Genomic DNA, 19,315 nt, shown 5'->3' on the forward strand with positions numbered 1-19,315 from the left:
AGGTTCTTATCCTGCGGATGTTGTTTTTTATAGAGAGCTATGGTCTGTTCTTGAAATTACGTCACGACGTTGCTCTGGTGTTAGGTCGCGGAATTTAACCGCGTAGCCGGATACACGAATGGTGAAGTTCGCGTATTTCGGATTGTCGATATCTTTGTCCATTTCTTCCAACAGTTCGCGACCAAAAACGTTGACGTTCAAATGATAACCGCCTTTGTCAAAGTACCCATCAAGGACATTGCGCAAGTTGTCGATCTGCATGTCTTCGTCATCTGAACGGCCAAGTGCACCTGGATTGATGGTTTGGGTATCAGAAATACCATCTTGCGCGCATGAGTAGTTTAACTTCGCTGTGGAGTTCAAAGAGGCCAATAGACCATTTTTTTCACCTAAGTATTTGCCATCTTGGTAGCTTGGGTTTGCGCCTGGAGCCAACGGTTTGCCTGCACGACGTCCGTCTGGTGTGTTACCAGTGTTTTTACCGTATACAACGTTTGAAGTAATTGTCAGTAAAGACAAGGTTGGCGTTGAGTTGCGGTAAGTATGCTGACGCTTGATTTGGCCCATGAAGTATTCCAAGATCCAGTTGGCTTCTGCGTCCGCTTCATCAATATCATTTCCGTAAGTTGGAAACTCGTTTTGCGGAATGTAATCCACGGCAAGTCCATTTTCGTCACGGATGACTTTCACGTTACCATGTTTGATCGCCATCAATGAGTCAGCCGCATGAGAAATACCAGCGATCCCCGTTGCGAAGGTTCGTTTCAAGTCAGTATCCATCAAAGCCAATTGAGGCGCTTCATAGGCATATTTGTCGTGCATGTAATGAATCACGTTCAACGTGTTTACATACAATTCAGCTAACCAATCCATGATGTCTTTGTAATTCTCAATAAACGTATCGTAATCCAAGGTGTCGCCATCCATTGGGCGCATTTTTGGTCCAACCTGCATGTGGGTCATTTCATCCACACCACCATTGATGGCGTACAAGACAGCTTTTGCCAAATTAGCACGAGCACCAAAAAATTGCATGTCTTTCCCGATAACCGTTGCCGACACACAGCAAGCGATCGCTGCATCGTCAGAACCCCAGTATTGACGCAATAGATCGTCATTTTCTAATTGAATCGAAGAGCTTTGTTTTGCCACTTTTGCTGCGTAGGTCCTAAAGCCTTCTGGCAGTTTTGATGAATACAAAACAGTCAAGTTTGGCTCTGGTGAAGGTCCCATGTTCGTCAATGTGTGCAGGATACGGAAATCATTCTTCGTGACTAATGAAGAACCATCCATGTTCATCCCAGCAATCGACAAAGTCGCCCAAATTGGATATCCAGAGAACAATTGGTTGTATTCTGGTGTACGGGCAAATTTCACCATACGCAATTTCATGATCAAGTGGTCGATTAATTCTTGTGCTTCAAATTCAGTAATCACGCCGCGGTCCAAGTCGCGTTGAATGTAAATATCCAAGAAAGCTGAGATACGGCCGATCGACATAGCCGCGCCGTTTTGTGATTTGATAGCTGCCAGGTAGCCAAAGTATAACCATTGGATGGCTTCTTTGGCGTTTGCTGCTGGTGCAGAAATATCAAAGCCGTAAGAAGCCGCCATTTCTTTCATGTCTTTCAAGGCGCGGTATTGTTCAGATACTTCTTCACGCAATTGAATGATATCGTTGGTCATGGTTTTGTTGCCGACTAATTTCAAGTCCTTCATCTTTTGTTCCATCAAATAGTCGATTCCGTATAAAGCTACTCGCCGGTAGTCGCCGATGATGCGGCCGCGGCCGTAAGCATCTGGCAGACCAGTGATAATTTTGTTTTTACGTGCTAACCGCATTTCGTCGGTGTAAGCATCGAAGACACCTTGGTTGTGGGTCTTGCGCCATTTGCTGAAGATGAATGACATATTATCGTCTACGTCATAGCCGTTTGATTCTAAAGCTTTGTTGGCCATATTGATGCCGCCAAAGGGCATGAAGGCTTGCTTCAATGGGACATCGGTTTGCAAACCGACGATTTTTTCTTCTTCTTTGATCAGATAGCCTGGCTCATGAGAAGTGATGGTTGCTGGGATGTTGGTGTCCATGTCGTAAACGCCGTTGTTTTTGTGTTGAACTTCGAATAGTTCCTGCAGCTTATCCCATAGAGTCTTCGTGCTCGGAGCAGCTTCTTCTAAAAAGCTGTCGTCACCAGTATATTCCGTATAATTGCGTTTGATGAAGTCTAAGGTATTTACTTCATTTTGCCATTTGCCGGTTTCAAACCCGTTCCATTGTTCAAAGCGTAATTTGTTTTCCATCAAAAATTCTCCTTATCGATTAATAGTAAGACGAAATGCTTTACAAAAAATATTCTGCTTTCATTTGCTGTCTCATTTCTTTGATTAATCACACTTTCTGGAAGGGGATTATCAATTGGAATGTTTAAATGAGAATAAAGAGCAAATAAAACCGTGAAAGAAAGCGCTTCTTAGTAACTGGAGTATAACAGAAATGCATGCTGTTTTTCCAGTCTTTTTTTGGATTTATTAAAATAATTCTCGTTATTTACATATTTTGTATAACAGATGAAACGTCTGTATAACAGTTTATGATATAAATTTAATAATAATAAATTTAATCTAATCGAATTTAAATAATAGAAGAATAAGAGGAATTGTGACAAAACGGATAAACCATCAATACGCGAATGTTGGATGTAGTATAGTATAGGAAAGGAGTGATTGAGATGGATACAGCGCTGCAGTTAAGAATTGCGTATGAGCAGGGCAAAACAGGTTCAGACTCAGAAATTGACCAAGCACTCAGCCAATCTGCTTTGGTAGAAAAATTAAGTCGTGATTGGGAATCTAATCGGTTTTTTGCGATTTTTCGGTTAATCTGCTTCAGTGAGATTCCCTTTGCAGAACGACTTCCTTATGTAAAAAAGCTGTTGGATTATGTCACAGAAGAAGTGGCCACAGAGCAAGGGTTTTCTTATACGGGAAAAGTGGATTTCATTGTTCCTTGTTATAACGCTATGCTGTTGGAAGCCTATACGCGACTTGGCAAAGCGGACTCTCCAGAAGTTCATGCAGCGTTGGCGTGGATCAAAGAATACCAAGTGTTTGAACGGAACAAAACTACTCGTTGGCCTTATCAAGGGATTTGTAAGCACGGCGGCTGTCTGAGATCGGTCCCTTGTTATATCGGGATTGGCAAAACAACACGGGCACTGATTGCTTATGCTGAACACACGAGTCAGAGTGATCCAGCCGTGCAAGCGATGATTCATCAGGGGGCGGAGTACATGCTGAAGCATCATTTCTATCAACGACTTTCCAATCAAAAACCGATCAGTCCGCACATTACGGATATTATGTTTCCGCAGGCTTATATGCTCTCGGTCACTGATTTAGTGTATATTGCGAACAAGTGTGATTTGTGGGGAGATCCTCGAAGCAACGCATTGCAAGAGTTGTTAGACCAAAAAGCGGTCGGAGAACAGCAATGGAAGCTGGACTATATTTATGGACATAAGGGGTATAAAGCGTTCGAAACACGTCGCAAGCCTTCAGAATGGATTCATCATTGTTTTACAACCAACTAGCTAAAAAAAAGAAAACGAGCAGACGATTCAGCGCTGAATTGTCTGCTCATTTTTCGTTAGATTTTGTCTGACAGCTGCTGTTCTCTGTCCTCAGGGATTTGTTCCTTCGAACGATAAAGCCAGATACCCAGCAAAAAGGTAATCAGGGTTCCGACTACATAAGTACCGATCACAAAAGCGGAATCAGCAGTGATGAACATGAAGAGAATGCTTAAAAGCAAACAGGCTTCGCCTAAAATTACACAAATCATCAACCCTGTTTTCCCACCAGGCACTTGATAGATGCGGGACATCTCTGCATCTTTTTTTCGTAAAATGACTGCTGCCGGAAACATAAAGAGATAGGGAATCATCAAGATGATCACACTGAACGAAAAGATCGTCCAAAAAATAGCATTGGCATCTCCGGTCGTTGCATAATTGATGATGATCAGAAAAGTCGCTACGATCCCCATAAAGTAGTACAATCCATCAGGCGTTCCATATTTTTTGCTGCGGTGCTTCAAGAACCGATTTCGCTGATCCAAACGAGCAGCTATAAAGACTTCATTGGCTCCGAGGGTCCAAGATACCATGTTGGAAATCAAGGTGCTCATCGCAACTAATATAATGATATAAAAGACAGGCATTTGCAGCTCGCCGAATACCCTGCACAGTTCCAGCAAAGCGTAATAAAAGCCGTCAACCGTATCGATCTGATTTGCTGGTACGGCAACTAACACGCCATAGGTGCCGAAAATGTATAGAGCAGAAATAGCGATACCTGCAACGACAGTCATTTTCGGAATCGTTTTACCAGGATTCTCAATTTGATTTCCGATCGAACCAATCAACTCAAAGCCTAGTAAGTTATAAATGATCACGGAAATATAGCGAACCGTATTTCCTGGCGTGGGAATGAAGGAAGCAGCCGAAAAATCATTCGCTGATCCGTGTTTTACAGCGTAAAGAATCCCCATTAAACCAAATATCAACAAAACCGCTACTTTAAAAATAGCCGCAATATTGGTGACGGTTACAGAAAGATCCACTCCGCGGATCCCAATGTATACGATCAACCAGCACATGATCAATGCCAACCCTGCTAAAAAAATAGGGCTGGCGTTCGGCATAAATGCATAAGAAAACCAGCTGGAGAAGGCCACAAACACAGCCGGCATCCAAAAGGCTACATTTACCCAGTAAAACCAGCCATTCAACACCCCGACCTTATCTCCAAAGGCCCGCTTGATCCATAAATAAATTCCGCCATCTCCTGGATAATTGCTGCCTAGTTCGGCAGTAACCAGACCATACGGCAAAAAGAAAAGCACCGTAGTAATCAGCCAAATCGTAATAGACGAAACCCCGATCGCTGAAGAGGCAACGAAGGAATCCAATACCAAAACACTGCAAATCGTAAACAAAATACTTTTTACCAAGCTTACTTTTTTCTCTTCCATGGGTTTACTCATTCCTTTCCTGTGTACCAAGGTATTGCATGGACTGAAGCAAAACCTTCGTTTTTTTAGTGATTTTTTCAAAGGGATCAGCCAACACAACGCTTGCAGAATGGTATAATCAAGAAAAACGATCGGAGGGAATAAAATGATACCGCTTCCTGATGAGGTGTGGCAGAAAATCAATACATTTATTTATGCGATCTATCAGACAGACTCCATGGACGCTTTACGCATGACCATATTGGAAAAACTGCCTGAGCTGGTTGTATCAGACTGTTCCTTTTTTGATATGGCCCGGATTGAAAAAGGCCAGACACGTTACTATAATCCATTATCTCTAACCATCAGCCAGGAAAAATTAAATGAATATTTTGAATCGTTTATCTACGGCGATTACGTTTCCTGGATGTTTTCGCTTCATAAAAATTCTGTCGTTTATTGTGATTCAAAAATCGTCACTGAAGAAGTGCGAGAGCAAACCCCTTTGTACAACCAATGGCTGAAGCCGATGGATCTGTATTACAGCTGCGGGATAAATTTTGTACGAGAAAACATCCCCTATGGCTCGCTGAATCTTTTTAATTCTCAAAAGCGTGGTGATTTTACCCAGCAGGATTTAACCCTTTTAACGATTTTAGAGCCGCACTTTACTCTTAAGCTGACTCAGTTATATCCTTATGGTCTGCCTATTTTATCCGATCAAACTGCTGAACAACCGTTGGATAAGTTCCATTTAACTGAGCGGGAGCAAGAGGTGGTTCGTTGGTTGTGCTCCGAGGCTAGTATGGAAGAAATCAGTCAGCAAATGTACATTAGTGTTCATACCGTACGCAAACATGCGGCGAATATTTACCGCAAAACTTGTTGTAAAAACCGAAATCAGCTGGTCGCTTTAATGAATAAAGCGGTGACAACATAAGAAGGTCGCTGAGAATCAGACGGCATTCTCAGCGTCCTCAAGTGATTAAGGTTTCGGTTTTTGCAAGGTCATGCAGTGAATATTGCCGCCGCACAAAGACCATTCGCGACTCCAAATACGGACGATTTCCCGATCAGGCATTAATTCCTTGAACATTTTGCAGGCTACTTCATCCATAGGATCGTTAAATTGCGGTACTACTAAGGCCCCATTAATCATGTAGCTGTTGATATAAGTGACCGCTAGCGGCAAGCCGCTTTCACGCGTAGCCGCAGTATCACTGATATCAATGCCAGCATTTTCTTCTTCACTGATGTAAAGAATCTCAGGAATTGGCACTTTATGGATCTCTAATTTGCGTCCCTTCGCATCTGTTTCCTGACTCAAAATATCATAGGCTTCTTTCAATGGTTTGTATTGTGGATTTTCTTCGTCGTCCGTCCAGGAAAGAGCGATGACTCCAGGCTTGATAAAGAAGCAGACATCATCGATGTGTCCATCGGTCTCATCAAAGGCCATCCCATCTTTCAGCCAGATCACCTTTTCTAAGTTCATGTATTCCTTCAGCAATTCTTCGATTTCATCGCGAGACATTCCCGGATTGCGGTTGTCATTGAAGACACTGTTTTCAGTGATAATTAAGGTTCCTTCCCCATCTACCTGGGTCGCGCCTCCTTCAAGAATCAATTTTGCAGTGGCATCGTAACGATCGATGTTTTCTAATTCTAGTAATTTTTGAGCAAACTGAGAGTCCAGCTTCCAAGGGAAATACAATCCTTCATCTAAACCACCATACGCGTTGAATCCCCAGTCAACTCCACGAATATCACCTTTGTCATTGATGACATAGAACGGTCCTTTGTCCTGTGCCCAGGAATCATCTGTGGACATTTCAATGACACGAACTTCTTCAGGTAAGCGAGCTCGCGCATTCTCATATTGTGCCGCTGAACAAATTACCCGAACCTCTTCATAAGGAATCATCTTCTCAACTACATCCACAAAAACCTTTTGTGCCGGTTTACCGCCATCACGCCAAGTATCGGTACGCTCAGGCCAAATAATCCAAGAACATTCATGCTCTTCAAATTCTCCCGGCATCCGATAGCCGTCCTTTTTTGGTGTACTGTCTTTGATTGATCGTGCCATGTTATCCACTCCCTTATTTTTGTTGTATTTAGTGTAGGCTTTATCGACTAATTGAATAAATTAGTGTTGGTAATTATTTGTGCATACTACTCAAATGAAGTAGAGATAGAGTAGGCTACTAGGAAAAAATTGGGGTAAAAACATCTTTACTGAGAAGGGGAAGCGATGAAGGTGGAAGGAGATTCGGAAAGTTATATGAAGCCTGATTAGACGTGAGTAAAAAGAGTGATCTCTGCTTCAAATCGTTTGTCTAGACAAAGACCAATAAAAAAAGCGATGACAAAATGTTTTTTTTGATCTCGTTTTTTTGTGTTGCACGAACTGTACAATCTTTCGTTGACAGAGAATGTCTATGTGTTAAAATGCAAGTAATTACTTGCATTTTAGGGATAGGAGGTTGAACGGATGATTTCGGGAGCTGAATTAGTCGTTAAAGCATTGATCGAAGAAGAGGTAGAGGTTTGTTTTGCTTACCCTGGCGGTCAGGCGATTGATTTGTTCGATGCACTTTATGAGAGAAAGGAATTTCGTGTGATCCTGCCTCGGCATGAGCAGGGATTGATCCATGCGGCAGATGGGTATGCGCGATCAACTGGCAAAGTGGGCGTTTGTATGGTCACCAGCGGTCCTGGGGCCACTAATTTGATTACTGGTATCGCCACGGCAGCGTACGACGCATCCCCGCTGGTTTGTTTTACCGGACAGGTAGCCACTCATTTAATTGGGAAGGACGCTTTTCAAGAGGTGGACATGGTCGGAATCAGTCGATCCGTTGCAAAATACGCAGTCACTGTAAAACGGCGAGAGGAATTGGGGACAGTCATCAAAAAAGCCTTCACGATTGCGCAAACAGGCAAACCAGGAGTGGTGGTCGTGGATATTCCTAAAAATATTCAACAGCAATTAGGAACAGAGGCATATCCAAAAACGGTAGCGATCAGAGGATACCATCCGCAAACAACAACGTCTGGAGAAAAAATTAAACAAGCCATTGAATGGCTGAATCAAGCACAAACCCCCGTCTTGTTAGTAGGCGGTGGTGTTCATCGCGGAAAAGCCTACCAGCAACTGTGTAAATTGGCCGAAGATTACGGACTCCCTGTTGTGACAACGATCATGGGAAAAGGGGCACTGCCCAGTGATCATGCATGTTATATAGGCAATGCAGGCATTCATGGCAGTTTTTCTGCCAATCAAGCTTTGGTAACGTGCGATCTCCTGTTTGCCATCGGAACTCGGTTGAATGATCGGGTGACTGGCAACAGCACTTCCTTTTGTTCTTCTGCCAAGGTGATTCATCTGGATATTGATCCCGCGGCGATAGGAAAAAATATAGAAACAGATCTATCCTTGGTTGGAGATGTAGGCTGCATTTTGGCACAGATCAACCAAGAATCTCCAGCAAAGACTCACAAGAAATGGACCAAAACGCTTAAACAAGCAGCACTCGATCAACCGATCCATATGCCGGAATCGGGTCTGACACCAGAAGCCATTCTTTCTGCGATCAATCAACTCTTCTCATCCGCCATCGTCGTAACAGATGTTGGGCAAAATCAACTGTGGACCACACAGTTTTTACAAGTGAATCAAGAGCGTGAGCTGTTGACCTCTGGCGGGTTAGGAACGATGGGCTATGGTTTTCCAGCAGCTTTAGGGGCCAAAGTGGGCAATCCTGAAAAGGATGTTTTAGTGATAACTGGAGATGGCGGTTTTCAAATGAATCTACAAGAATTAGCGACTGCAGTCATTGAGAAAATACCGGTCATCATTTGTATTTTCAACAACGGCTGCTTGGGAAACGTCCGACAATGGCAAGAAATGTTTTATGACAAGCGCTACTCATTTACTGATCTGCTGTCAGATGAGAGAAGCTATGTTCCGGACTTTATCGCGTTGGCACATAGCTACGGAGTTGAAGCAGTCCGAGTGGTAGAAGAAAAACAGATCGAAGTGGCACTGAGACAAGCCAAAAAGAGTGTTGAGCGACCGTTTCTCATTGAATTTATCCTTGAGAGCCAGCAAAAGGTTCTGCCGATCGTTCCACCCGGTCAGAGTTTAGAGGAGATGATTTTGTATGGAGAGTAATACCAAAAAAAGATGGCTGAGTGTCTACGTCGAGAATGAAGTGGGTGTTTTGGCAAGAGTCGCTGGATTGTTTTCGGGAAAATTGTATAATTTAAATAGCTTAACAGTGGGTGAAACTGAAAAAGCCGATACCTCCCGAATGACCATTAGCGTAGTGAGCGATGATCGAACTTTTGAACAAGTGAAACATCAATTGGGCAATATGGTGGAAGTGATCGAGGTCATGGATTATACGGAAAAGGATTTTTTCTCAAAAGAGGTCATGTATATTAAGGTGTGGGAGAATGGCTCCTGCTCAGATGCTCTTTCAGTATTGGAGAGGGACTATTCATTTTCTGTGATCGATCGCAGTGAGGATCAGCTGATTATCGAGAGCGTAGCAAAGGAAAGTATTAATAACCAATTCCTGAAGGACCTTAAGCCCTTGTTTTCAGAACGAATAGAGATTGTTCGAGGCGGAAGTGCGGCCATTTCAGGAATTACACCCATGGATCAAGGAGGAACAAGTGAAACAGACACGCACCAATATTATGAATGCAGTCAAGAAGCTGATCATTGAAAAAGGCTACAGCACAATGACGACAAAAGATATTGCTAAAGAGGCGCAGGTGAACGAGACGACCATATTTAGACAGTTTGGTTCAAAAAAGGATTTACTGCTGGTGACGTTGAAAGAAGCGGATTGGATACCAATGATCGATTCGACTTTTTTTGAACAGCTTATAGGGGAGCTGGAAGCCGATTTAGCTTCGATCATGGATCATTATTTCCAACAGGTCACACCTGACATCGTCCGCTTTTCGTTAGGACTGCGGGCACAAGAAATTTATCAAGAAACCCTGCCGTATGTTCAAAAAATTCCGACTGCATACACGGCATTTCTGGAAAGCTATTTAAGTAAGATGAAAGAAAAGGGCGGTAATGATACGAGCGATCCAAAAGAAACAGCACAAGTCATTTTTTCGGCGATGGTCGGCTTTGCATTTTTGCAGGCCTTTTCTACGAATGAACAGTTTGCTAGAGAAAAGAAACGATTTATTGCGCAAACAGCTCGTCTGTTTGCAGCTGGGCTGAAAAATCAGTAAGTCCGTTTCATTTTAAGAAGGATCGCCAAGGAACAAATCATCTGATACGCTCAGCTGTCAATCAGGTAGAATTGAGAGGGAATCTATGAAAGACGGTCAATTAGTTGAATTTGCGAAAGCAACAGATTGCCAAAAGCGGCAGGCAGTCGAGGTTTTTTTAGAAGGCTTTGGTCATATGATGACGTTTACGAAGAATGCTGAAAAATTACGTGCCTTATTCTTGAAAGCATTCCATCCATCTTATATGCTGCTTTATGTTGAAAACCAGCAAGTATTAGGGGTATTAGGGATGGCAACCAACAATGTGCGTCCAATCAAGTTCGACAAGAAACAGTGCAAGGAGTTGTTCGGGCGTGTGAAGGGCAGCATGATCTGTGCCCAAATGAATGCCATTTTTCAAAGTCAGGCAGTAGAAAAAGACACGGATTTGTACTTGGATGTGATTGCTACAGCAAAAGAAGCGAGAGGAAGAGGAATTGCGACCAAACTGATCGAGCATTGCTTCCAGCTGTCGGACTATCAAGACTACTATATTGAAGTGTTGTCCAAGAATACGAATGCTAAAAGACTATATGAACATCTGGGATTCGTCGGGTACAAACATAGCCGATTTTCACCGATTGCGTTGAACGGTTTGGGCTATCCGATCAAAATGAAAAAAGAATAAGTCGCAAGTGGTCTTCTGCAACTCCCCCATAAAAAACTTTTTTGGTCTGAGATCAAAAAAGTTTTTTATTTTTTGTTGACTCCCACGTTACGTGTGACTCTATACTGTAAGTAAGCTAGCGAGGACGAAAAAATGCATACCCTAAGGAGCGATTAAACATGTTTAAAATAGGAGAATTCTCAAAATTATCGAACACAACGGTCCGTACACTGGATCATTATGCCGCATTAGGCTTATTAGAACCAGAAACAATCGATACGTTTACGAATTATCGGTATTATTCAGCCGGACAGCTCTCTCGGCTGAATCAGATCAAATTGCTGCAGCAAACCGGTCTGCCGTTGAAGACCATCAAGGAGATTATTGAAACCAATGATCTTACATTTTTAGAACAGCATTATACATTGCAGGAGCAAAAGCTGCAGGAGGATCTTGATGAACTCTTGAAAAAACAGCGCATGGTCTCCTTGCTCAAACAACACATGAAAGAAGGAATTGAAATGACCAAATACAATGTAGTAGTCAAAGAAGTAGCAGAAAGAAATGTCCTAAGTGTGCGCGGAACTCTCGCAGATTATACCTTAGAAGGTGATTTGTGGATGAAGCTTCAGCAAGGAATGCAGGAAGTCAATGCAAAAATCAAACAGCCGCCTTTAAATATGACGATTTTTCATGACAAAGAGTTTGTCGAAAAAAATGCAGATGTTGAGGTTCAAGCTGCAGTAGTGGGCGAGTATCCGGAAGCAAAAGCGGCCGATTTTAAAAAGGCTCCGGCTTTCACAATGGCTTCTGTCACATTTAGCGGAAGCTTCGATCAAATGCCGCAGATTACTCAAACGATCGGGGAATGGATCGAAGCAAACGAGTATCAAATCGTCGGACCGATGATCAACATCAGCCATGTTTCCCCAGCCGAAGATCCTAATCCAGATAATTGGGTCACGGAATCCGGATTTGTTGTCAGTAAATAAATTTTGTACGGCATCTCTTGAATAAGGGGTGCTTTTTTGTGAAAGGAGGGGGCTTGCATGGCTTGTCCCGAATGTTACAGTGAACAAAAACGAACGCCACCCTTGTGGAAGGCTGAGGACTGTTTAGTCAATCATCAGCAGTACATTTGTGGTGCCTGCGGGCGATGTATCTGCATTCAGGCAGATGAAAAAGCGGCGTGTACCGCTGGAGATTTCCGTTTCGAACAGCTGAGACCGCACAATTGTACTTGTGCACGGCGGATGTGACCCGACAAAGAAATTGCGGCATTTACGAAGTGATCAGCAGCACTGGCCGAAAATCCTATAAAATTTTTGATTCGCAGCAAGCTTTTGAAAGCTATCTAAGCAAACAAAATAGAACGGCAGCAAGGGTTCAACCAGTGTACCAGCAGGCACAGTTTAAGAACTTTCCGGCAACACAAATTCGCAAGCTTTCAACTGAGGAGCAGAGGACTTATCTGCAGGAACAGGAGCAATTGCGAGAAATGTGATAAAATGAAAAAAAGCTCAAGGGGGATGTCCTATGTGTGGAACAGCGATCTGATTATCTAGAGAATGAATAATCGGAGGAAGAAAAATGAAAGCTATCATAAGAGCAATGAATCCACAGGAATATCCTTTATTGAGAGAATTTCTGTATCAGGCGATTTTCCAACGTGATCCGCAAAAACCAATCCCCAGATCAGAGATTGATCAGCCTTCTGTAAGGATATACATCAACGATTTTGGACAGCTTCCCGACGATCATTGTCTGTGTGCAAAACGAGATGGCCAGATCATAGGAGCTGTTTGGGTCAGGAATATCGATGGCTTTGGAACAGTGGATGACCAAACCCCCGAATTCGCGATATCGCTGCTGCCGGACTACCGCGGACAAGGAATCGGCACTGACCTGATGGAAGCCATGTTGGATGAGTTAAGACAAGCCGGCTATCAGAGAACCTCTCTAGCCGTTCAAAAAGACAATTATGCTTTACGCATGTATCAAAAGGTTGGCTTTAAGATCGTAGGTGAAAATCAGGAAGAATATATCTTGGTTTGTGAGCTAACGAGATCGAACGAAAAGAATCATTAAAAAAAGACGTTCTAAAATCAACAATGTATCGCACTGGTTGATTTTAGAACGTTTTAGTTGCCTACAACTCTTTTGATTCTTATCTAGGTTCTTTCTATACTTAAGGTAGGCGGGAAATAGAAAGAAGTGATGAACATGCCGATTTTAGCGATTGAAGAGTTAACCAAAACCTATTCACAAAATTTTACAGCAGTAGATCAATTAAGCTTGACTGTCGAGCCAGGAGATATTTTTGGGTTTATTGGACACAATGGTGCGGGGAAAACAACGACTTTGCGTTCGGTCGTCGGGGCCTTGTCCTTTGACCGTGGAAAGATTTTGATTGATGGCTTTGATATCCAACAACACCCGCTTGAATGTAAACAACGCTTGGCTTACCTCCCAGATAATCCAGATCTTTATGACTATCTTACTGGTGAACAATACATCAATTTTATCGCCGATATTTTCGAGATCGAGACTGCTGTTCGCCAAGAACGAGTGGAGGCCCTCAGTCAACGTTTAGGGCTGATGGATCAGCTGGGGAATCTGATCAGCAGCTATTCACATGGGATGAAACAAAAGCTGACGATCATTGCGGCTTTAGTGCATGATCCGAAGTTGCTGGTGATGGATGAACCCTTTGTAGGCCTTGATCCGGAAGCTACGTACCATGTAAAGCAACTATTGCACGCGCATTGTGCGAAAGGGAATGCAGTCTTTTTTTCTACCCATGTGTTAGAGGTAGCCGAAACTTTGTGCAATAAAATTGCGTTGATCGATCATGGGAAGCTGAAACGCTGCGGGACGACTGAAGAGGTTCGAGGCGAACAAACACTGGAGGAAGTTTTTTTGAAGGTGGTGGGCCATGAATAAGTTTTGTTCATTGGTTCGCATGCAGGTCAAAGGGATGGGGATTACGCAGTTTCTCCATCAAAATAAAAAGCGGCGAATCCTCTTTATTGTGGGAGTCGTTTTGTTTGGGGCGTTAATGATCGGCTATTTGCTGGGAATCGCTATTTTTTTAGCAGCGACAGGGAACATGACGTATATTCCAGGCACCATGGTTCTCCTTTCCACCGTGATTTGTTTAGTGGTGACTTTTTTGAAGGGCAGTCATTTATTGTTTCGCTCTCGGGATTTTGATACGCTTTTGGCTTTGCCAATTGCCACACGAACGATCGCTGCCAGCAAAATGGTCAGCTTGTATGCATTGAATGCGCTGTTTGCAGCTGCAGCAATGCTGCCAGCGATGGGTGTTTATAGCATTTATAGAGGGCATTTTCTGCCGATCGTCCAGAGTCTTTTGCTGATTCCATTTATACCAGTTATTCCACTGATAACGGGTGTGATCTTGACCACCATTATTTCGCTGATCGCCTCCAAAACGAAGTACCAGCAGCTAGTGATCCTCTTATTGAGTATTGCAGGAATCGTTGCCTTAATGGTCGGGTCTTTTTCAGCAGCCGATCGAACAAATGCTGAAGTGATTGCGATGATTCAAGCAGCGCTGGTGAAGCTTGAAACGTATTACCCTTTGCTTCAATGGATCAGGCAAGGCTTTGCGGGAAATGCGATCTGGCTTGGGTCTTTCATGATCGTTTCTCTAGTGCTGGGGACCCTTTTTTGGGAAGTTATTAGCCGTTATTATGTACAGATCAATACGCAGCTAGGCCTGCACAGACAAACGAGAACGATGGATCGTCAACGTTTAAAACAACGGAAGCTCTTCTTTAGTTTGCTGTTGAAGGAAGCGAGGCTTTACTTTTCAAGCTCTTTGTATGTCATGAATTCAGCAATCGGCGTAATTTTGTTTTTGATCGCTGCATTAAGTATGCCTTTTGCTTGGAACCAATTAACAACTATTTTAACGCCAGAAATTGGCTTGGAACAGCTAAAGCTTTGGCTGCCATGCGGAGTCTCTATGTTTTTGGGGATGGGGTCACCCACGATGGCTTCGATCAGCATGGAAGGAAAAAATCAATGGCAGTATGCGAGTTTGCCGATTCCTGTAAAAACCATCTACCAGGTAAAAGTCGCATTGGCTTTGCTGATCGTGCTTCCAGCGATATGGTTGGGTTGTATCGTTTTAGGTGTTTTCTTTTCATTGAACGTTGCTTCGGGTGTACTGCTGGTTTTGCTGCCAACTTGTTTTGGATTATTCATGGCCGTCATCGGATTGAAGTTTAATCAAATGTATCCTAAATTTGATTGGTCCAACGAACAGCAAGTGATCAAACAAGGATTGCCCGTATTTTTGACTATGCTCACTGGACTAGTGAGCCTCTTATTGCTTTTTGGATTGACTTTTTTACTCAAGGAGCCTGTTTTTTCGGTTTCTCTATCAAGTGTTGTTTTAGTAGGAGCAAGCGAGGCTGTCTGGCGTTCGATGAATAAAATCAATCGTTTTATAGAATAAAAAGGGAACAGCGTTTAGCACCGAAAGAGCTGTTTCAGTCACACGGATAATACGGTTTTTAAGGAGGCTATGACATCACTGTCATAGCCTCTTTCCTACGCGATTAGTCAAACAAAACGCGAGAAAGTGTATGAACAAATCAACCAGAATGATAATTGGTCTATTTCTCTTGTATACCCCCTCGACTGTTGCCTTGCTGAGCGGTTGTAAAGCAAAAGAAGCAGGTGGAAATCAACAGAGTCGGCAAAGGCAGATCAGCAGAACGCGGTGATTGACCGATACTTCCTTACGAATCAGCTGAAGCGAAGTAAAAAGGCTTGTGAAGAAAATCCTGATGATCAAAGAGGACTCGAGTAATTTTAATTATTTTTGAATAAAAATAACAATAGTTGTTTCTATTATCCGATCAAATTAATGCTGTTTGTTGATTGATTCGATGGAAAAAGGTGACTGAAAATTGTTTTTTATTTTTTCGAGTATGGGTTCTATTTTTTGAAAAAAGCCAATTACTCAAAAAAAATCGAAGACCTGTTATTGCTGAAATCAATTGTTAGTACTGATGCAAATAATCGCTGCTTAAACAATTAGGATAGTCATTTACCCGTTTTGTTTTAAAAAGTTTTAAAATAAAATGTTTTTTTACCCCTTTTTTTTCATAAACGTTAAATAAACAATTAATTTTAGAAAAAAGTGTAAAAAATACAAGTGTTATCATTAAATCCTAGTAAGGAAAATCTAAATAAAAAAGGAGAGATACTATGAAATTGGGGAATTTGTTGAAAGGCTCAGTGTTGGCATTGGGGATTGCCGCAGCGGTATTTGTGGGTGGCGCAGATGCTTTTGCAGCTAGAGTTGATTTAGGAGGCTATCCAGCTGAGATTCGTACAGAAAATGCTCAAAACGTCATCGTTACAAAACGAGGAAAATGGAAACTAGATGCCTCTACGGAACTGTACAGTTCAAAAAACCAAACGATTGTATTAAAAAATACAACACCAGCACAAATTGATTCGATCTATGCAACAAGATGTTTGACTGTCAAAGGAAACGGTGAGTTGCAAGCGATCACTCAAAGCGGCCAATACGGAATCAATGTTGGACAAACACTTAACGCGTTCGGCGGCTGTGGTGGTGGAAGAGGAACATTGAAGGCTGTCGGAAATGAAGCAGGTGTTCGCGTAAGAGATCTATGTATCCAAGCTGGAAAATTGAATGCTGAAGGACCAAGATACGGGATTTATGCAGATTGCAATGTTAAATCTTACTGTACAGCAGTAGTGAATGCATTGGCAACCAATGATGATAGTGTTGGAACTTGGGCAGGTTCAAGCGTAATTGCCACTAGCAAAGGTCAGATCATCTCTGAAGGTGGAGCAAGTGGTGCTTATGCTCGCAATTGCTATGTGAAGGCAGAGTGTGGCGGCTTACTTAAAGGAATCTCACGTAATCTTAGAAGCAATCTGAGTGCTTTGCACGCTGAAAGAACATCATTGTGCGCTTGCAGCAAAGCGACGTTGATTGAGGAATATACGTATGACCCAATTTTGAATTGGCAGCCGCGTGTTCCAGTTAATTTGACAGAATACGTTGCGATCAGACGTAACATGGCAAAAGTGACGAACTACAGATGGTCGATCGAAGAAGGTCAAGGACAAATCTTGAGCGTTACTCCGCAAGGAATTTCAATGGACAACATGATCAATGCTACATTAGTAGGAAAACGCAGCACATCATGTGTGAAAGGTGAGCCAACTAAATTGGCATGCTGCAGTCAGCACATCGTTCGAATCAAGAACATTTACATGTCTGTGCCAGTACGTATGCAAGCAGAATAATCAATACTAACTTTAGGTTAAGTGACAGGAAGAGACACTCCGTAAGTGTTTCTTCCTGTCACTTATTTTTTTCTTTCTGAATTTATAAGGGAAATACAATGGAAAAAATGGCTCGAAAAGGTATGAAATCAATTATTCTAATGAAAGAGCAAACAAATTAATTTATTAAAAAAAAGTATGGTTAATGAATAATCAAAAAATAAAAACGATTTTATCAAAAATATTTAATAACGAATTTGATTGAAAAGTAATATATAAAGTCTTTTTTTTAGGGTTTTAATTGGCTTTTACCAGTTAATAAATAACAAACTTTTAGCATTTGTTAAAAAAGTCTTTTCTATCTTATTCCGTTAAAATGAAGGAAGGGTTGAAGGGGAAATATTAGGGGATTTCCTTTCTAGCAAGCCCTTCGGGAAAGAAAAGTTGGGAGGGAGTAAGATGAACTTTAGAAGTTTATTGGGTGCAAGTGTTCATCGATATTTATTATTGATTGAAGAATTGTACTACAGCAAAAAAGGTGTTACGTTTGAAGAGCTGCAAAACAAGATCAATTGTTCGACACCGGTTTTATTAAGTGATATCAAGTATATCAACAGTCACTGGGAAAATTTTACGATCCATAAGAAGAAGGGAATCTACACTGTCGAGGTAAACTCACGTTTCAGCATTCGTTCGTTGTATTCGGATATTTTGGAAAGTTCGCCTGAATTTCAAATTATTGAACAGTTATTGTATGAGGACTGCGAAAATATTCATGCATTGGCCAATCACTTGTTTTTAAGTTTTTCCAATACTCAAAGATACTTAAAAAAAATTGGTGTGATGCTGAAAAAAATCGGGTTGCATCTCTCCCATCGGCCATTGCGCATCGAAGGCAATGAAATGATGATTCGGCAGTTTTATCTGTTGTATTTCTTAGAAAAATACGATGGAATCAATGATCAGCTGCCGAAAATTGAAAAAGAGGAGCAGACACTGATCGAAAATACCATACTTGGTTTTTTTGCAGAAAACAATGTCGCTTATTCTTATATGGAATACAAAAGGACTGTTTACTCTGTCTATATTGCTCTTTGGCGCGGAAACAACGGTCATATCTTGGAAAATGAGACCCTTCGGCTGTCACCTATGAAGTTTTCAGATAAATATGTGTTAAACGAGTTTCAACGAAAGCTGCGACAGAAATTTAAAAATTTGCCGAAAAGACTATTTTTTGAAGATTGTTTATGGCGCTTTTCATTGGATATCGTGATTCTTAATGACGAACATCATAGGATTGCCTGTGAAGAGAATCCCACGTATCTGCGCCTGTTTTTAGAGCATGTCGAAATGATCGACGAACTGGAAAAACTGATTGGTCATTCGTTCAATGAGGAGCGAAAAATGAGACTGGTCAAATTGTTGACCAAAGAATTTTATCTCTATGAACCGATGTATTCACCGCTGAGTATTTTAAGAGAAGCACGCAACCAATTGATCGATGATTTCTCTACGAAGCATGAGTGTGCGGCACAAGCTTTTCATTCATGGATCGAACAATTCCTTTGGAAAAATCAAAGAAATGAAGAAGTGGACAGCCGAAATGCTTACCTGTACTTGCTGCTGACAACGCTCCCTGAAGTTGTTCAGCTTTTTGAGGGAAAAGACAGACAACTCAATGTTCTGCTTCTATCGGATTTAAATCCGTCTGAGGAGGAATGTCTGCTGCAAAAAATCTATGCGAACGTGTATGGCAACTATACCATTCACCTTTTAAGAGAATTAAATAAGAATTTAAATACCGTACATAAGAAGGCTTGTCACTATGATTGTGTACTCACAACCTATTCAATTAATGGACTCCCTAAAGAACTTGTTGGTTTAGTCGTCGATTTTCCATTGCGTCCGGAAACGATCGTGGAAATGCAAAAAATGTTCAGTCGTTTTTCTTTATCTGAACCAGTATCGGCTTTGCAAAATGTCGAATACTCTCAGAAATTTGAATAAGTTGAATCAAATGAGTTTCTCTCAACCATCCTATCGTATCTGATGGTTGAGGGATTTTTATTTGCCTGAAATGAAGCAAAAGGACT

17 protein-coding genes are annotated in these 19,315 nt (G+C 41.9%); 14 read left to right on the forward strand and 3 right to left on the reverse strand.

All coding sequences use genetic code 11. The features are described from left to right. Nucleotides 1–27: 27 nt before the first annotated feature. Nucleotides 28–2,304, reverse strand: a complete 2,277-nt coding sequence (pflB, locus tag NRIC_RS05320; protein WP_146621660.1) for a formate C-acetyltransferase — start codon at nucleotides 2,302–2,304, stop codon at nucleotides 28–30. Between the two features lie 428 nt (nucleotides 2,305–2,732). Between pflB and NRIC_RS05325 the strand changes: the two genes are divergently transcribed. Next, nucleotides 2,733–3,593, forward strand: a complete 861-nt coding sequence (locus NRIC_RS05325; RefSeq protein ID WP_146621661.1) for a hypothetical protein — start codon at nucleotides 2,733–2,735, stop codon at nucleotides 3,591–3,593. 56 nt (nucleotides 3,594–3,649) lie between these two features. On the opposite strand, the gene NRIC_RS05330 is transcribed toward NRIC_RS05325, so the two are convergent. Further along, the gene (locus NRIC_RS05330; protein WP_146621662.1) at nucleotides 3,650–5,035 is read right to left on the reverse strand and encodes an APC family permease; all 1,386 of its coding nucleotides are present in this window, start codon (nucleotides 5,033–5,035) and stop codon (nucleotides 3,650–3,652) included. A 145-nt stretch (nucleotides 5,036–5,180) separates the two neighbouring features. On the opposite strand from NRIC_RS05330, the gene NRIC_RS05335 reads away from it, so the two are divergent. Then, nucleotides 5,181–5,954: a helix-turn-helix transcriptional regulator gene (locus NRIC_RS05335; protein ID WP_146621663.1), complete on the forward strand. Its 774-nt coding sequence runs from the start codon at nucleotides 5,181–5,183 to the stop codon at nucleotides 5,952–5,954. Between the two features lie 45 nt (nucleotides 5,955–5,999). Here NRIC_RS05335 and aguA read toward each other — a convergent pair whose 3' ends face one another. After that, nucleotides 6,000–7,103 carry an agmatine deiminase gene (gene aguA, locus NRIC_RS05340; RefSeq protein ID WP_146621664.1) on the reverse strand — a complete coding sequence of 368 codons (1,104 nt, stop codon included), beginning with the start codon at nucleotides 7,101–7,103 and terminating at the stop codon, nucleotides 6,000–6,002. Between the two features lie 405 nt (nucleotides 7,104–7,508). Here aguA and ilvB point away from each other — a divergent pair, with 405 nt between their 5' ends. From ilvB to NRIC_RS05395, 12 genes are all read left to right on the forward strand, one after another. Then, nucleotides 7,509–9,191 (forward strand): biosynthetic-type acetolactate synthase large subunit, encoded by a 1,683-nt coding sequence (gene ilvB / locus NRIC_RS05345; RefSeq protein ID WP_146621665.1) that lies wholly within the window; start codon nucleotides 7,509–7,511, stop codon nucleotides 9,189–9,191. Next, nucleotides 9,181–9,750, forward strand: coding sequence for an acetolactate synthase small subunit (gene ilvN, locus NRIC_RS05350; protein ID WP_146621666.1), 570 nt, complete (start codon nucleotides 9,181–9,183; stop codon nucleotides 9,748–9,750). Before ilvB ends, ilvN begins: the two co-directional genes overlap by 11 nt. Then, nucleotides 9,698–10,276 (forward strand): TetR/AcrR family transcriptional regulator, encoded by a 579-nt coding sequence (locus tag NRIC_RS05355; protein ID WP_146621667.1) that lies wholly within the window; start codon nucleotides 9,698–9,700, stop codon nucleotides 10,274–10,276. Before ilvN ends, NRIC_RS05355 begins: the two co-directional genes overlap by 53 nt. An 85-nt stretch (nucleotides 10,277–10,361) precedes the next feature. Continuing rightward, the gene (locus tag NRIC_RS05360) at nucleotides 10,362–10,943 is read left to right on the forward strand and encodes a GNAT family N-acetyltransferase (protein ID WP_146621668.1); all 582 of its coding nucleotides are present in this window, start codon (nucleotides 10,362–10,364) and stop codon (nucleotides 10,941–10,943) included. Between the two features lie 158 nt (nucleotides 10,944–11,101). Continuing rightward, entirely contained in the window at nucleotides 11,102–11,914 is an 813-nt protein-coding gene (locus NRIC_RS05365) for a MerR family transcriptional regulator (RefSeq protein ID WP_146621669.1), read from the forward strand. A gap of 57 nt (nucleotides 11,915–11,971) precedes the next feature. Further along, nucleotides 11,972–12,181 carry a hypothetical protein gene (locus NRIC_RS19490; RefSeq protein WP_227873743.1) on the forward strand — a complete coding sequence of 70 codons (210 nt, stop codon included), beginning with the start codon at nucleotides 11,972–11,974 and terminating at the stop codon, nucleotides 12,179–12,181. Beyond that, nucleotides 12,178–12,426, forward strand: coding sequence for a hypothetical protein (locus NRIC_RS19495; protein ID WP_227873744.1), 249 nt, complete (start codon nucleotides 12,178–12,180; stop codon nucleotides 12,424–12,426). The genes NRIC_RS19490 and NRIC_RS19495 overlap by 4 nt, the downstream gene beginning before the upstream one ends. 86 nt (nucleotides 12,427–12,512) lie before the next feature. After that, the gene (locus NRIC_RS05375; protein ID WP_146621670.1) at nucleotides 12,513–13,010 is read left to right on the forward strand and encodes a GNAT family N-acetyltransferase; all 498 of its coding nucleotides are present in this window, start codon (nucleotides 12,513–12,515) and stop codon (nucleotides 13,008–13,010) included. 141 nt (nucleotides 13,011–13,151) lie between these two features. Then, nucleotides 13,152–13,865, forward strand: a complete 714-nt coding sequence (locus NRIC_RS05380; RefSeq protein ID WP_227873749.1) for an ABC transporter ATP-binding protein — start codon at nucleotides 13,152–13,154, stop codon at nucleotides 13,863–13,865. Beyond that, on the forward strand, nucleotides 13,858–15,408 hold the full coding sequence (locus tag NRIC_RS05385; protein WP_146621672.1) for a hypothetical protein: 1,551 nt from the start codon (nucleotides 13,858–13,860) through the stop codon (nucleotides 15,406–15,408). Before NRIC_RS05380 ends, NRIC_RS05385 begins: the two co-directional genes overlap by 8 nt. 758 nt (nucleotides 15,409–16,166) lie before the next feature. Then, complete coding sequence (locus NRIC_RS05390) at nucleotides 16,167–17,243, forward strand: hypothetical protein (RefSeq protein WP_146621673.1); 1,077 nt, start codon at nucleotides 16,167–16,169, stop codon at nucleotides 17,241–17,243. 438 nt (nucleotides 17,244–17,681) lie between these two features. Further along, on the forward strand, nucleotides 17,682–19,229 hold the full coding sequence (locus tag NRIC_RS05395; RefSeq protein WP_146621674.1) for an AcpB/EbpR/MafR family transcriptional regulator: 1,548 nt from the start codon (nucleotides 17,682–17,684) through the stop codon (nucleotides 19,227–19,229). Nucleotides 19,230–19,315: the final 86 nt, after the last annotated feature.

This window comes from Enterococcus florum (genome assembly GCF_004309355.1).
GTDB lineage: Bacteria > Bacillota > Bacilli > Lactobacillales > Enterococcaceae > Enterococcus_A > Enterococcus_A florum.